Origin of the sequence: Deinococcus aquaticus, assembly GCF_028622095.1 — a bacterium.
Lineage (GTDB): Bacteria > Deinococcota > Deinococci > Deinococcales > Deinococcaceae > Deinococcus > Deinococcus aquaticus.
Genome location: NZ_CP115165.1, coordinates 429,585 through 444,768, shown reverse-complemented (window position 1 = coordinate 444,768; position 15,184 = coordinate 429,585). Strand labels below are relative to the sequence as shown.

General features: G+C 72.2%; 14 protein-coding genes. 6 read left to right on the top strand and 8 right to left on the bottom strand.

Annotated features, from left to right (window positions below; translation table 11 throughout):
* Positions 1-59: 59 nt before the first annotated feature.
* The 7 genes from M8445_RS02215 to ruvX all read right to left on the bottom strand — a co-directional run bounded on the left by M8445_RS02215 (position 60) and on the right by ruvX (position 9,312).
* Positions 60-1,622: a sensor domain-containing diguanylate cyclase gene (locus M8445_RS02215; protein ID WP_273989348.1), complete on the bottom strand. Its 1,563-nt coding sequence runs from the start codon at positions 1,620-1,622 to the stop codon at positions 60-62.
* A gap of 256 nt (positions 1,623-1,878) precedes the next feature.
* The gene (locus tag M8445_RS02210) at positions 1,879-3,555 is read right to left on the bottom strand and encodes an adenine deaminase (protein WP_273989346.1); all 1,677 of its coding nucleotides are present in this window, start codon (positions 3,553-3,555) and stop codon (positions 1,879-1,881) included.
* Positions 3,556-3,607: 52 nt separating this feature from the next.
* A complete protein-coding gene (locus tag M8445_RS02205) occupies positions 3,608-4,468 on the bottom strand; it encodes a hypothetical protein (RefSeq protein ID WP_273989344.1) in 861 nt (286 codons plus the stop codon).
* A gap of 220 nt (positions 4,469-4,688) precedes the next feature.
* Positions 4,689-5,702, bottom strand: coding sequence for a peptidase C39 family protein (locus tag M8445_RS02200; RefSeq protein WP_273990810.1), 1,014 nt, complete (start codon positions 5,700-5,702; stop codon positions 4,689-4,691).
* Positions 5,703-5,853: 151 nt separating this feature from the next.
* Entirely contained in the window at positions 5,854-6,861 is a 1,008-nt protein-coding gene (locus M8445_RS02195; RefSeq protein ID WP_273989342.1) for an alpha/beta hydrolase, read from the bottom strand.
* A gap of 148 nt (positions 6,862-7,009) precedes the next feature.
* A complete protein-coding gene (locus M8445_RS02190; RefSeq protein ID WP_273989341.1) occupies positions 7,010-8,713 on the bottom strand; it encodes a long-chain fatty acid--CoA ligase in 1,704 nt (567 codons plus the stop codon).
* Between the two features lie 161 nt (positions 8,714-8,874).
* Complete coding sequence (gene ruvX / locus M8445_RS02185; protein WP_380091148.1) at positions 8,875-9,312, bottom strand: Holliday junction resolvase RuvX; 438 nt, start codon at positions 9,310-9,312, stop codon at positions 8,875-8,877.
* Positions 9,313-9,358: 46 nt separating this feature from the next.
* On the opposite strand from ruvX, the gene M8445_RS02180 reads away from it, so the two are divergent.
* Positions 9,359-10,147: an enoyl-CoA hydratase-related protein gene (locus tag M8445_RS02180; protein ID WP_273989339.1), complete on the top strand. Its 789-nt coding sequence runs from the start codon at positions 9,359-9,361 to the stop codon at positions 10,145-10,147.
* A gap of 69 nt (positions 10,148-10,216) precedes the next feature.
* On the opposite strand, the gene M8445_RS02175 is transcribed toward M8445_RS02180, so the two are convergent.
* Positions 10,217-10,834, bottom strand: coding sequence for a hypothetical protein (locus M8445_RS02175; protein WP_273989338.1), 618 nt, complete (start codon positions 10,832-10,834; stop codon positions 10,217-10,219).
* Between the two features lie 129 nt (positions 10,835-10,963).
* Between M8445_RS02175 and M8445_RS02170 the strand changes: the two genes are divergently transcribed.
* The 5 genes from M8445_RS02170 to M8445_RS02150 all read left to right on the top strand — a co-directional run bounded on the left by M8445_RS02170 (position 10,964) and on the right by M8445_RS02150 (position 15,134).
* Positions 10,964-12,103, top strand: a complete 1,140-nt coding sequence (locus tag M8445_RS02170; protein ID WP_273989337.1) for an XdhC family protein — start codon at positions 10,964-10,966, stop codon at positions 12,101-12,103.
* Positions 12,104-12,196: 93 nt separating this feature from the next.
* Positions 12,197-12,718: a ribonuclease E activity regulator RraA gene (rraA, locus tag M8445_RS02165; protein WP_273989336.1), complete on the top strand. Its 522-nt coding sequence runs from the start codon at positions 12,197-12,199 to the stop codon at positions 12,716-12,718.
* 41 nt (positions 12,719-12,759) lie between these two features.
* A complete protein-coding gene (locus M8445_RS02160) occupies positions 12,760-13,149 on the top strand; it encodes a YbaN family protein (RefSeq protein ID WP_273989335.1) in 390 nt (129 codons plus the stop codon).
* Positions 13,146-14,111, top strand: coding sequence for an alpha/beta fold hydrolase (locus tag M8445_RS02155; RefSeq protein ID WP_273989333.1), 966 nt, complete (start codon positions 13,146-13,148; stop codon positions 14,109-14,111). Before M8445_RS02160 ends, M8445_RS02155 begins: the two co-directional genes overlap by 4 nt.
* Before the next feature lie 9 nt (positions 14,112-14,120).
* Positions 14,121-15,134, top strand: a complete 1,014-nt coding sequence (locus M8445_RS02150) for a 4Fe-4S binding protein (RefSeq protein ID WP_273989332.1) — start codon at positions 14,121-14,123, stop codon at positions 15,132-15,134.
* Positions 15,135-15,184 lie beyond the last annotated feature (50 nt).

Below are 15,184 nucleotides of genomic sequence, written 5' to 3'. Positions count from 1 at the left end.
CACTTCGTGCGCCCGCTCAGGACCAGCAGTGTGTGCCTACCACTGGGCCGGAGCCCGTCTTACCTGAACAGGGTGGGCATGGTGACCTCACCTTCGACCCACACGCGGCCTTTCTCGCGGCGTTTGCCGCGGATCAGGGCGGTGTCAGCGCGGGCGATCAGCTGGGCGCTGTTCTCGGGGCGGGGTTCGGTGGGGTGGGTGGTGCGGGTGTCCGTGTCGTGGAAGGCGAGTCCGGCGGTGGAGGCCAGTGCGTGCGAGATGCCGTCCACGATGATGGGCCGGCGGGCGATGGCGTCCAGTACGCCCTCGACGCGCAGGCGGACTTCCTCGCGGGAGTTCGCCTGGATCAGCAGCGCGAACTCGTCCCCGCCCAGGCGGCCCAGGGTGTCCCCGACGCGCAGCGCGGCCAGCATGCGCGCGCCCACCGCGTGCAGTACCTCGTCCCCGGTGTGGTGGCCGAAGGTGTCGTTCACCTGCTTGAAGCCGTCCAGGTCGAACATGGCGACGCCCAGCGCTGCGCTGCCGGGCGGGTCGCGCAGCGTTTCGTTCAGTTGCGCCATGAAACTGGCGCGGTTGGGCAGCCCGGTCAGGTAGTCGGTGGTCGCCTGGCGTTGCAGTTCGGCCAGGGGGCGCGTGGCGCGCAGCACGATGGGCCACGCGAGCAGGCTGCCGCCCAGGCTGACCAGCAGCACGAACAGCAGCGGACTGCGCGAGCCGTTCAGTCCGGCAGTGAAGTCGGTGGTGGGGGCGTACACGCCGACCATCCAGTTCACGCCGGGCTGCACCTCGACGGGCCGCAGGACGGCCGCGAACTGCTGGCCGTTCACGGTGTACCAGCGCGTGCCCTCACGCGTGGCGGGCAGGCCGTTGTCGTCCAGCAGGGCGCGCAGCGCCGGGTCCGCGACTTCCGAGAGGAGCGGGACGCCGGTGCCGGGCTCGCCGGGCCACGCGCGGGAGGTGGCGATGGCGTGCCCGCTGCCGTCGGTGATGAACGCGCGGCCGTTGGCGCTGATCTGCACGCCGGTCAGGAAGTCCGCGAGTTGCCGCAGTTGCACGTCCGCGCCGATCACGAACGGCCCGCCCGGCCCGGTCAGTGAGGACGCGACGGTCACGCCGGGCTGCCCGGACGACGCGAAGATGTACGGGTCGGTCCACACGACCTCGCCGGGCTTCTGCTGCGCCAGCACGTACCAGGGCCGCGCGCGCGGGTCGTAGTCGTTCGCTTCGCTGGACTGACTGGTCAGCGTACCGGTCTGGTTGTACGTACTGGTCAGGACGCGCCGTTCCGGCCGGACCTCGATCACGCGGGTGAAGCGTTCGGTGTTGCCGGGACCGTCGCGCCGGGCGAACACGAAGCGGCCGTCCGCGTGACCCACGAGCACGCCGTTCAGTTGCGGCACGCTGTCCAGCAGCGCCTGAAAGTTCAGGAGTTGCCCGCTGGGGTCGTCGGCGCTGATCAGGCCGCTGCCCATGTTCGCGCGGTTGACCTTCACGATCTGCGAGGCGCTCTGCAGGTAACTGCGGACGTTGTCGGACGTGACCCGCACCAGTTGCTCCAGCGACGACTGCGCCTGCGTCTTCAGGGCCTGCTCGGAGTTCTGCCGGTCGCTCCACAGGGCCACGAGCAGCGTCAGGGCCTGCGTGACGATCAGGGCCGACAGCAGCCACCACCGCGACCACGAGAAGACCCTCAGGGCCTGCGTGGACGTCAGTGAACGGGACTCTGGGACCTGTGGTGACGATTGAGAAATGGGGAAAACCTCACGGTAGTGTAGCGGCTGCCGGGCCGGCCGGATATCCCCTCACCGGGTGCAGTGCGGGCCAGGGCGGCGTGCAGGGCCGGCTGGTTCAGCGCCAGTCAGCTCAGGTCAGGCGAGTTCAGGGCAGGTACGTCCAGGCGTTCACGTCCAGCAGGCCGCGCGGCGTGAGCTTCAGCGCCGGAATCACGGTCAGGCCCAGGAAACTCAGGGTCGTGACCGGGTACGGCAACCGGCAGCCCAGCGCCCGGCACGCCGCCGTCACCTCGCCCAGGCGCGCGGCCGCCTCTGCGGGAGGCTGGTCGGTCATCAGGCCCGCGAACGGTAGCGGCAGGCTGGCCCGCACCTCGCTGCCCGACACGACCACCACGCCGCCCCCCATCGCCTCCAGGGCCCGCCCGGCGGCCCGCACGTCCGCGTCGGTGCCACCCAGAAACGCTGCGTTGTGCGCGTCGTGCAGCACGCTGATGCCCAGCGTCCCCCCGTCCCCCATGCCGGTGCCGGAAGTCAGGCACGCCGACCACTCGCCCCGCCCGTAACGGTTCGCGACGACCAGCCGCGCGTCCCCGCTGCCCGGCGCGCCCACCCCGGTCGTGATCTGCGACGCGCTGACCTGCATGACCGGCCAGTGCGCCGGCACCCCGAACGTTGCCGCGTCCCACCCGGCCCCCAGGTTCACGCCCCCACCCGGCAGCGGCGGCGTGACCGTCCCGGCGCGCGCCTCCTGCCCGCCCACGAAGGTCTCCAGCACCCCGAAGTCCGACAGGTCCCGCAGCAGCACGAAATCCGCGAGGTAGCCCGGCGCGACCAGCCCGCAGTCGTGCAGACCCCAGTACTCGGCCGGGTTGCAGGTCACCAGCGCCACCGCGTCGGCCGGGTGCAGGCCACCCGCCACGCAGGTCCGCAGCAGGCGGTCCAGGTGCCCCAGTTCCAGCAGTTCGTCCACGCTCACGTCGTCACTGACCAGCATCGCCCGCCGGGGACGGTCCAGCAGCACCGGCAGCAGCGCCTCCAGGTTCCGCGCCGCCGAGCCCTCGCGCACCATCAGCCACAGGCCCGCCCGCAGCCGCTCGCGGGCCTCGTCGGGCGTGGTCGCCTCGTGATCCGAGTGCAGGCCCGCCGCCGCGTACCCCATCAGGTCCCGGCCCCGCACGCCCGACGCGTGCCCGTCCAGCCGCAGACCCGAGCCACGCCCGGCCTCCAGCACGTCCCACACGTCCCCGCTGCCGCCCAGCACGCCCGGATAGTTCATCATCTCGGCCAGACCCAGCACGCCCGGCAGGCGCAACATGCCCGCCACGCCCTCCGCGTCCACGACCGCGCCGCCCGACTCGAACGGACTGGCCGGCACGCACGACGGCGCCGACGCCCACACCCGCAGCCCCGACGAACGGCCCGCCGCGAGCATCCACTCCAGGCCCGCCGCGCCCAGCACGTTCACCAGTTCGTGCGGTTCGGCCACCACGCCCGTCGTGCCGCGCCCCAGCACCGCGCCCGCGAAGCCCGCCGGGGTCAACAGACTCGACTCGATATGCACGTGCCCGTCGATGAACCCCGGCGCGAGGAACGCCCCGCGCGCCTCGATCACCCGCGCCGCCTGGAAGCCGGACCCCAGCGCCGCGATCCGCCCGTCCGCGACGAGCACGTCCGCCGCGAACACCTCGCGCGTGGCCGGCTGCACCACCTGCGCGCCCCGCACCAGCAGGTCCCCCGGTTCCTCACCACGCGCCACCCGCACCAGACGGCGGCGATCCACCCCACGCACTCCTTCAGACACACCCGCAGACACACCAGACATGACGCAGTGTAGGGGAGAAGGCCGCCCCGCGCCCAGCGCCTGCCCAGACGCGCTACTCCGGACCCGGCCCGCCCGGCGGCGGCCCCTTGAACGACCGCAGCAGCGCCCCGCGTTCCTCCAGCGCCTGCCGGAACAGCGCCTGCTGGTACGCCCGCGCGTCGTTCACGGCCTTGCCGGGCTTGCGCGCCTGCCCCGGCACCTGACCTGGCACCAGCCCAGGCTGGGGCGAATGTTTCGGCGTGGGCGCCAGCCCCCCGAACCGCCGCGCGCGGAACATGCCCGGATGCTCTTCGAACACCGCCGTCACCCCGTCCGGCAGGCCTGCCAGATGCGCCGCGAACCCCTGCTCCTGCGCCAGTTCGGCGTGCGCCGCGCCCGGTCCCAACTCGGTCAGCAGCCGGTCGATCAGCGCGAACACCAGCGCCGCGTACGCCTCCACCTCCGCGCGCGTGGGCAGCGCACCCCGGTGAATCACACGGTTGCGGAAATCCGTGCCCAGGCCCCGCGCCGTCAGGAAATCCGGCTCGCGGCCCTCACGCAGCAGGTACGCCAGCGCGAACATCCCCAGCTGCCGCTCGGACTGACTGGACACGTGCCGCCACGTCCCCTCCAGACCCGCGAGCGCCGCCCCGAACTCCTGCTCGGCGTTCGCGGCGCGCTCCAGCGTGAACGCCCACACGTAGAACTCGAAAAAACGCTCCAGCGCCGCCGCGAAACTCGCCACCGCCTCACGCGCGTACCCGTCCATCAACGCCCGCGTACCCAGATCGAACAGCACCTCGAAGCGCTGCTTGCGCAGGAACACGCAGTACCGCGCCCCGCAGTGCGCGCAGGTCAGGTCATGCACGGAACTGTCCGTGAACTCCGCACGGTTCTCACGGGCGCAGGCTGGGCAGACGGTCGGGAACTCCATACCCGCGAGTCTACCCGCGCGCCCCCGCCAGCAGGGCAGCGGTCATCAGGGCAGGCAGGGGCAACTCACGTCGCCCAAAAACGAGAGCAGAAGTTCTCAAACGCAAGCTCAGATCGATGAGGAGGTAGGCGGCGACATCCAGAAATCGCAGGGATTTCTCTTGCATCCTTGGCTTCAGGTTGTCATTTGGAATCTGAAATCCCGACGTGAGTTGCCCCTGTCAGGGCAGGCGCGTGCCGGGGGGGGCGATCACGTAGCTCAGGCCGCCGCTGTGGGTCAGCCAGAGTTTCTCGAAGGCGGCGCGGGGGTACGTGCGCCGCACGCCCGCGTCGCTGGGGGCGGCCGGGTCGTTCAGGACCGGGTTGCCCTGCGCGTCAAAGCCGGTCAGGACCATCAGGTGCCCGCTGCTGCTGGGAATGGCCGCGCCTGGCAACTCCCCGACCTTCCAGCCGAGACTGACCGCCAGCGGAATCCCGGCCGCCGTGAACCGCTCGGCCTGCGCCAGACTGGGCAGGCGCGTGATGAAGGCCCGCATGCCCTGCGTGGCGGCGTACGCGGCATTGAACGGCCAGTTGCCGGTGCCGTCGTACACACGGTCGAAGGTGCCGCGCGCGGCGTCCGGTACGGTCACGGCGCGGCCCCAGTGCGCGAGGATCATGCTGACGCTGGTGGGGCTGCACCAGACCTCGCCGCCGTCCGGGTACAGCATCTGCGAGCGCATGGGCACGCGCACCTCGCGGCCCCACGCAGCGCGGTCGCCGGGCGTGCCCAGGCCCGCCGCGCGCCGCGCCCGGTCCGAGGTGTTGAAGGCCAGCAGGTTCACGCGGGTGCCCGCGCCGCGCAGGGTCACGCGGTACTGGAACGCCGCCGCCTTCGCGTTCAGGCGCAGCGTGTCGGTCAGCATCTGCCCCGAGGCGTCCTTCTGCCCGTCCAGACTGGCCCGCTCGGGGCCGCCGCTCCACGATCCGAAGCTGAACCACCGGGACCACCGGCCGCCCGTCAGTTCCGCCCGGACCTCCACGCTCACGCTGCCGCCTGCCGGGGTCACGGCGTTCCAGGACGGCACCAGTTCATCGAAGGCCGGGGCGCGTAATGTGGCCGAGGTCAGCGTGCCGCTCGCCGCGCCGGCGTTCAGGCTCAGGCCGCCCGCGCCCACGGTCACGCCGCTGGCCTGCGCGCCCGCCCAGTCGCCGGGCTGCTCATGAAGGATGGTCGTGCTGTTCGGGTAGGTCATCGTGACGGCTCCAGCGCCGCCCAGTCCCGGCAGCAGGCCCCCGGAGACGGCCAGAGACAGGCCCAGGGCGGCGGAAAGAACGAGGGAAGGAAGTCGCATGTGTGACCCGAACTATGCCGCGCCGCGCCGCCCCGGTGGTGAGGAGTACCCCTTACGCGCCGCCTTGCAGGTACAGGAACGCCTCGGGCAGCGCCTCGCGCCACGTGACCCAGTTGTGCCCGCTGGGGTACTCGCGGTACTGGTGGTTCAGACCCAGGTCCGCGAACAGGCCCGCCATACGGCGGTTCGGGCCGGTCAGCCATTCCAGCGTGCCGGTATCCAGGCTGGTCGTCAAGTGCGTGGGGGGCGCGGCGCGCAGTTGTTCCAGCAGCCACTCGCCAGCGGTGGTGGTGTCGATCACGCCGTCACGGGTGGCGCCGGGCCGCGCGATGAACGCCCCGCTGTGCGCCGCCACCCGGCTGAACAACTCCGGGTGCCTGGACCCCAGGAACAGGCTGATCAGCCCGCCCAGACTGGCGCCCCACAGGCCCCGCACGGACGCCTGCACCAGTTCACCCTCCACGCGCGGCATCACCTCCTGCGTCAGGAAGTCCAGGTAGCGGGGGTTCAGGTAGTACTCCTCGTTCCGGTCGCCCGGTTCCACGAACACCAGGCCCGCGCCCTCCGTCAGCCCGGCCTGCACCGCGCGGTCCATCACGTCGCCCAGTTTCCCGGTGCGGTAGAACGCCACGCCGTCCTGCACGTAGTACACCGGCAGCGGCCCCCCCGCGTACCCGTGCGGCGTGTACACGATCGCCCGGCGCGTTCCCGGAAACACCGTGCCTTCCCAGGTCAGGCGGTGCGCCGTGCCCTTCAGGGTCGCGTCCGGCGCCTGCCACAGCGGGTGGCGGGTGTACTCACCTACCACCGCCGCACGCGGGTACGGCCACCACGGATTCAGGGACTTCTGCGCGTTGTCCGGGTCCGCGAACGCCTCGCCGGCCGCGTCCACCCACGCGTACTCCACCCACGCCCCACGCGGCAGTCGCAGGCGCAGCGGCCCGCCATCCACCACCGGCAGCGGCGCGCGCTTGCGCCAGTCCGTCATGTCCCCGATCAGGCCCACGGCACCCGCCGGAGGCGAGAACGTCACCCACTGCCCATCCACCGAAACAGCCATGCCCGCAAGTGTAAGGGAGCGGTGCGCGGGACGCAGTGCGCGGCGCCCAGTCAGAGAAATGGGTCAGGGAAACGGGTCAAGGAAACGGGAGGCGGGAAGCGGTCAGTCCTTCACCGCTTCCCGCCTCCAGGGCCCTGCTTGCTTCCCGTTACTCGCTGCGGTCGGGGTTGGCGGGCGGCACCAGGCCGGGGTTGCTGCTGTACCCGCGGTACTGGTCGCGCAGTTCGCGTTTCAGGATCTTGCCGGTCGCGCCGATGGGCAGCTGATCGGTGACGACGGTCGCGTCGGGCAGCCACCACTTGGCGAATTTGGGCGCGATGAATTCGGTCAGGGCGTCGTGCGTGACCGTCTGGCCGGGGCGGGGCACGACGATGGCCAGGGGACGCTCGTCCCACTTGGGGTCGTCCATGGCGATCACGGCGCACATGGCGACGGCCGGGTGGGCCATGATGGCGTTTTCCAGGTCGACGCTGCCGATCCATTCGCCGCCGCTCTTGATCAGGTCCTTGGCGCGGTCCTGGATGTGCATGTAGCCGCGTTCGTCCAGGGTGGCGATGTCGCCCGTGTCGAACCAGAGTTGCCCGTCGAGGTCGAAGAAGTTGCTCTGGCCCTCGCCTTTGAAGTAGCTGTTCGCCACCCACGGGCCGCGCGTGATCAGGCGGCCCATGGTTTTCCCGTCGTGCGGGAGGCGCTGACCGTCGTCGCTGAGGATCTCCAGTTCGATCAGGGGCACGGTGCGGCCCTGCTTGGCGCGCAGGGCGAAGCCCTCGTCGCTGGTGGGGTCCACGCCGGCCGGGACGCCGCTGGCGGTACCCAGCGGGTGCGTTTCGGTCATGCCCCAGGCCTGCAGCAGGCTCAGGCCGTGGCGGTCCGAGAAGGCGCGGATCATGCTTTCGGGCGCGGCGCTGCCGCCCACGATCATGCGTTCCACGCGGCTCAGGTCGTAGGGTTGCCCGTCGGCGGCGGCGCGGTCGAGTTCGCCCAGCAGGCCCATCCAGATGGTGGGCACGCCCGCCGTGATGGTCACCTGCTCGTCACGCAGGAGGCTGGCGACGCTGCGGCCGTCCGCGAACACCCCGGCGTACACCTGCTTGGCGCCGTACATGGCGCAGGTGTACGGCAGACCCCAGGCGTTCACGTGGAACATGGGCACGATGGGCAGCACGCTGTCGGCCTCACCGACGTTCAGGGCGTCCTTGGGCGCGCTGACCATCGAGTGCAGCAGCGTGGAGCGGTGCGTGTACACCACGCCCTTGGGGTTGCCGGTGGTGCCGCTGGTGTAACACATGGCGGCCGCGTCGGTCTCCTGGATCTGCGGGTAGCGGGCCAGGGGGGCGCTGTCGCCCACGAACGTGTCGTAGTCGGCCACGCCGGGCAGCGGGATGGGCTGCGGCGTCGGCCCCAGCACGAAGATGTGCTCCAGTTTCGGGCAGGCGGCCTTCAGGGCGGGGATCATCGCGGCGAACACGTTCTCGATCAGCAGCACGCGGTCCTCGGCGTGGTTCAGGATCCAGGCGATCTGCTCGGGGTGCAGGCGGATGTTCACGGTGTGCAGCACCAGCCCGGCGCTGGGCACGCCCAGGTACGCCTCCAGGTGCCGGAACGAGTTCACGGCCAGCGTCGCCACCCGGTCGCCCGGTTGCAGGCCCAGGCCCAGCAGGCCGGCGGCGAGGCGCAGCGCGCGGTCCGCGACCTGTCCGTAGGTGGTGCGATGCTTGTGGGCCACCGGGTTGCCCTGCTCGTCACGTCCGGCGACCAGCAGGCTGACGACCTCGCGGGCGGCGTACTGCGTGCGGATGCGTTCGAGAATGGTCGGTACGGTCAGTTGAACGTCCATCATGTTGCCTTGCATCGAAACCTCCGCGGGTGCGCTGCCATGCGGGCCACGGGCGGCCCGGCAGGTGCACCTGATCCTTTGAATACCGCGATTATACGGGCGTGGGCGCGTTGTTCTGTACCGGCACCATGTTCAGGGCGTTTCTGCGTGAGGCACACCCCGCCCCCGGCCCGCGCTCAGGAGCGGCCCAGCAGGTACAGTTCCAGGATCTGCACGGCCGCCGCCTCGTCCTCGTCGGCGGCGCCCAGGTCGCGGGCGCGGCGGGTCGTGAACCGCTCGTCCTGGTAGGCGATCACGTAGCCCTTCTCGGTCAGGATCTTCCCGAAGGCCCGCACGCGGTCGGCGGCCGGGCTGTGCGCGCCGTCGGTGCGCAGCGGCAACCCCAGCAGCAGCAGGGTCGCGCCGGTCTCGGCGACCTTCAGGCGCACGGCCTTCAGGTCCAGCGGCAGCCGCTTGCGGTCCACGCTGCCCCGCCCGAACGCCAGCGTGCCCGCGTTCACCGCAAACCCGATGCGGTTCTTGCTGACATCCAGCGCCAGGATCACGGGCAGCCCGGCCGCATTCGGGGTGCCGGTCTGGTCGGCGTTCAGGGACTCTGGGTGGGGGTCGCTCACGCGGGCGAGTGTACCGCGCGCCCCGGCAGGCGGTACCCTGACGGGCATGACCCAAACGAGCGTTATTGCCGCGCACACCAGCGCAGGCGTGCGGACCCTGACCCTGAACCGCCCGGACCGCCTGAACGCCGCCAACGACGAGCTGCTGCTCGCCCTGACCGCCGAACTGCGCGCCGCCGACGCCGACAGCGCCGTGCGTGTCGTCGTGATCACCGGGGCCGGGCGCGGCTTCTGCGCCGGGCAGGACCTCGGGGACGTGTCCGGGCGCGGCATGACCTTCACCGAGCACCTGAACGCCACGTACAACCCCCTGATCCGCACCATTCGCGGCCTGGGCAAACCCGTGATCACCGCCGTGAACGGCGTGGCGGCCGGGGCCGGAGCGAGCCTTGCCCTAAGCGGCGACATCCGCCTGTGGGCGCAGTCTGCCAGCCTGATCGAGGTGTTCAGCAACATCGCGCTCGTCCCGGATTCCGGCAGCACGTGGTTCCTGCCGCGCCTCGTGGGCTACCACCGCGCCTTCGAGATGATGGCCCTTGCCGACCGCGTCAGGGCCGACGACGCCCTGCGCCTGGGCCTGTGCGAACAGGTCTTCCCGGACGACACCTTCGAGCAGGCCGTGCAGGCCTACGCCGAACGCCTCGCTGCGCGCCCCGCCAACGCCCTGAAACTCACCAAGCAGGCCCTGAACGCCGCCATGACCGGCACCCTCGACGAGGCGCTGGATCAGGAAGCCGCCCTGCAACAACTCGCCGGGGACCACTGGGAACACGAGGAAGGCGTCACGGCCTTCAAGGAAAAACGCCCCGCACAGTTCGTACGGGACGCCGAGTAAGCGAAGCGGGAGGCGGTGCGCGGTCAGTGTTCCTGACTCCCGCGCACCGCTCCCCGCCTCCTGCTTTCCTTACTTGTCCAGCGGGTCGGGGTTGCGGCTGGCGGCCTTGCCTTCCTCGATGGTGTTCTGGTGGCGGGCCATGTCGTCGCGGGCGGCCTCGTTGCCCATGCTGGCGGTCTGATCGCCCAGCGGGAGTTTCTCGTCGCTGTGCTGCACGGTCGGGTCGGGCGTGGTGGGGATGGGGGTATCGGTGTCTTTCGTCATGCGGACCTCCGGGGTCGGGTGCGGAGTGGGGTGCTGGGTCGGGTGGGGAACGGGGGCGGGGACGGTCGGCTCGGTCCGGGGCGCGGGCGTGCTCCCAGGGGTGGCCGCGCTGACCAGTCCGGTGTCGGTGGCCGGTCCTGGGGCGGGCATGTCGGGCTCGGCGTCCGCGCCGAGTTCGGTGATCAGGCGTTCACGGGCGCGGATTTCTTCCTCGACGCGGCGGATGTCCTCGCGCACGCCGCTCAGGACCTCCACGTCGGCCCCGGCGTGGTACGAGCGGCCCAGGCGGGCGTACAGGGCGTCCAGTTCCCGCGACAGCTGGAAGACTTCCATGCGCAGGCGCGTGGCGTGCGCGACTTCCTCGCCGCGCCGCTGCACCCGCTCGGCCCCTCGTTTGACGGTATTCAGGATGTTGTCCAGCATGCTTCCCAGTGTGAAGCACGCGCGGGTGCGGGCGCGTGAGGGGCCGCCCAGGAAACCTTGGGGCAACCGCGCCAGAGTCGGGAGAGGGGCCACCTTGCGCCAACCCTGGCGGCGCTACAGTGAGCGGCAATGAATGCTGCTGAGACCCGCGCCCTGCTGGGCGCCCTGCGTGACGCCCTGGGCCGGGGGCAACAGGCGGCCATTGCGACCGTCGTGGGCGTGCACGGCAGCGCGTACCGCCGCGAGGGCACCCGCATGCTGGTCCTGGATGACGGCGCGCAGGTGTGCATGCTCTCCGGCGGCTGCCTGGAGGCCGAGGTGGTCGAGGTGGCGCTGGACGTGATCCGCACGGGCGCGCCAACCGTCACTCACTATGACCTGTCCGAGGACGCCACCTGGGGTCTGGGCATCGGCTGCGGCGGCAGCGTGGACGTGCGCGTGGAACGCGTGGACGCCCACGATCCGGTCACGGCCGCGTGGCTCTCGGCGCTGGAGGCGGGGCGGGCGGCTGCGCTGATCGTGCCCCTGTACGGCGAGGGCCGCGCGCTGGTCATGCCCGGCGGAGAGGTGCCCGGTGCTGATGTACTGGGCGCGCTGAGCGCCGACCTGCACGCCCCGGCGGTCGCGGCGGCGCTGGAACGCCTGGGTAGCCGCGAACCGCGCGCCGCGACCCTGACCCTGCCGGGAGCGGACGGCGCGGAGGGCACGCCGGTTTTCATCGACCTGAGCAGCCCGCCGCCGCAACTGGTGCTGTACGGCGCCGGGCACGACGCCATGCCGCTCTCGGCGCAGGCGCACGCGCTGGGCTACGACGTGCACGTGATCGACCCGCGCGGCGCGTACCTGACGCCCGGCCGCTTCCCCGGCGCGACCCTGCACGACCTGAGCCCCGAGGACCTGGGGGCGTTCACGCCCTCGCCGCGCGCGCACCTGATCGTCATGAACCACCACGTGGACCGGGACCGGATCTGTCTGCGGCACGCGCTGGAATCCGGCGCGGAGTACGTGGGCGTGCTCGGCCCCCGCAGCCGCGCGCTGGACCTGCTCGCCACGCTGGAAGGCGAGGGCGTGACCTTCACGGACGCGCAACTCTCGCGCCTGCGTTCGCCCATCGGCCTGCGCCTGGGGGCCGAGGCGCCCGAGGAGGTCGCGCTGAGTATCCTGGCGGAACTGATGGCGTGGCGGCGCGGGTACGACGGATCGTTCCTGAGCGGGCACGCGGGCCGCATCCACCACGCGCCCACCCACCCGGCCGCGCCCTCCACCTGAACCCACCGGCGGGCGGGGCGTTCCCGCGCGGGTTGCAGGGGCGTTCCCGGTCGGGTACCGGCCCCGCGCGCCGGGCGACTGCTTGACTGGAGCATGACCCACGACCTGCCGGAACAGGACCTGCCGCTGACCGACCTGCCCACCACCGACCTGAGCGACCTGTACCCGGACGCGCCGGTGTTCGCGCCGGTCTTTCAGGAGTTCGGGGGTCGCCCGCGCTTCACAGGGCGGGCCGTCACGCTGCGCGTTCACGAGAACAACCCGCTGGTGCGCGAGGTGCTGGGCACGCCCGGCGAGGGCCGCGTGCTGGTCGTGGACGGCGGCGGCAGCCTGAACTGCGCGCTGCTGGGCGGGCAACTGGGCGAACTGGCCGAGCAGGGGGGCTGGGCGGGCGTGATCGTGAACGGCTGCGTGCGCGACACCACCGAACTGCGCGGCCTGAACGTCGGAATTCGCGCGCTGGCCGTGCACCCACGCCGCAGCGGCAAGGCGACGACCGGCGAGCGCGACGTGCCCGTCACCTTCGCCGGGGTGACCGTACGCCCCGGCGACCTGATCAGTGCCGACGAGGACGGCATCCTGATCCTACCGCCCCACGCGCACGATCCGGCCTGAGCGGCGGCACGCACGCCGGGACAGGCGCTACTCTGACAGGCATGACCCGCCCCCCCTCCCGCTTCCGGTCGCTGTGGGTGGCGCTGGGGTTCGTGCTGTGCGCCTTCGGGCTGCTGGGCCTGATCCTGCCGGCGTTTCCCGGCACCGTGTGGTTCATCCTGGCGGCCGCCGCCTTCTCACGCGGCGACCCTCGCTGGGAGGCGTGGCTGCTGTCGCGCCCGGTGGTGGGGCCGCTGGTCGCGGATTACCGGGCCGGGCGGGGCATGCCGCTGCGCGCCAAGTGGATCGCCTGCGCCTCCATCGCGCTGGCCGTGGGCCTGAGCGTGCCGCGCATCCCGGTGCTGGCCGGGCAGGTCGCGTGGGTACTGGTGGGGCTGGCCGGGGTGCTGTTCATCACGCTGCGCGTTCCCACCCGGCGGGACACGCCGTGACGCGCGCCCGCTGGTCCTGGGCGGCGCTGCCGCTGCTGGCGCTGGGCGTGGCGGTCACGTCCCGGCACGCCCGCCGCCTGCCGCGCCGCATTCCGCCGCCCGGCCCGGTCCTGCCCCTCCCGGACGGCCCCACCCACACGCTGCTGAGCGGCCCCCCGACTGCGCCGCCCCTGCTGCTGATCCACGGCAGCGACGGCGTCACCCTGGACTGGCCGCTGTGCCCGCTGTGGCCGCTGCTGGACGGCGCGTACCTGATCGCCCCGGACCGCCCCGGTCACGGGTACACGCCCGCGCGGCCCGGCACGCCCGTCACGCTGGAGTTGAACGTGCGCCGCCTGACGCAACTGCTCGACTACCTGAACGTCCCGCAGGTGACGGTGCTGGGGCACTCGTACGGCGCGGCGGTCGCGCTGGCCCTGGCCGCCCGGCACCCCGAGCGGGTCTCGGCGCTGGTGCTGATTGCGCCGCTGTCGCACCCGGCGCGCGGCCTGACCCGCCCGCTGGCGTTCGTGCCGCTTGTGCCGGGCCTGGAGGCCCTGCTGACCCGCGCGCTGCTGCTGCCGGTCGGGCGGATCGTGGCGCGCATCGAGGGCCGCCGCGCCTTCCACCCGTACCCGGTCCCGCCGCTGTGGCATACGCTGATGCTGGCCTTCTCGCGCCGCCGCGCGCAGGTGCACGCCCTGGCCGGCGAGAACCGCACCCTGAGCCGGGAGCTCGCGGCCCTGCAACCCCACTACCCGGCGCTGACGGTGCCCGTCACGGTGCTGGCGGGGCGGCAGGACCGGCTGTCGCCGCCCGCGCAGCACGCCGACCTCCTGACGCCCCTGCTGCCGAACGCGGCGCAGCTCGACCTGCCCGGCGGCGGCCACCAGCTGCACTGGACCCACCCGCACGAGGTGGCCAGCGCCGTGCGCGCCGCACTTGGCGTGGCCTCACGGGCTTCCGGGCCGCCGGGCGCGTAGACTCCGCTCATGCTGCAAGGTGTTCTGGCCCGCCTGGATGACTCCGGGAATCACGTTCCGAGGTTCACGCCGCCCCGCTGCCTGCTGGAACGGCAGGCGGTCGGCGGGTGTGACGCCTGCCACGCCACCTGCCCGCACGACGCCATCAACGTCGGCATGGTCGGGGCCAGCATTCAGATCGACGCGGACCTGTGCACCGGCTGTGGCCTGTGCGTGCAGGTCTGCCCGACCGGCGCGCTGGAGTACAACCTGCTGCCCGCCCTGCAGAGCGTGAAAGACCAGCAGTCCCAGCCGGGCGCTCCGGCGCAGGACGCCAGCCTGACCTGCTCGCAGAGCGGCGCGGGCGGCCCCAGTCTGCCCTGCCTGGGCCGCGTGACACCCGCGCTGCTGTCGGCGGCCGGCGCGTGGAACACCCCGCTGACCCTGATTCACGGGGCCTGCGACACCTGCGCGGTCGGCGCGCCCGACGTGCCCGCCCGCCTGGAGCGTGTGCTGGAAGAAACGCAGCGTCTGCGCGCCCCGACCGGCCGCCCCGCGCCGGTCACGGTCCGTGCGGTCACGCCGGAAGACGCTGGCCGCGCCCTGAAAGTCTCGCGGCGCGGCGCGTTTGGCGCGATGTTCCGCGCGGCCGGGCAGCAGGTCGCGCAGAGCCTCCCGGAAAGCCCGCTGCCGTTCGTGGACTGGAGCGTGCCCGAGGACCGCACCCCGCAGGAATGGCAGTGGCGCGCCCGCACCCTGAAACCCGCGCCACCCGAGGGAGTGGGCCTGTACTGGCCTGCCCCGCTGATCGACGACACCTGCATCGACTGCCCCGTGTGCACGAACGTGTGCCCCACCGACGCCATCACCCGCGACCTGCAACCCGACGGCGGCGTGCGCCTGCTGCTGAACCTCACGGCCTGCACGGGCTGCATGGCCTGCCTGCACTCCTGCCCGCCCCAGGCGATTCACGCGCAGGACCAGTGGCTGCCCGCCGCGTTCCAGGCGCCCATCCTGCTGCGTGAAAGTGACAGCGTGATGTGACCCTGCCCTGACTTCAGGCCGCGCCGCCGGGCCTGCCCGCACGTTCGTCC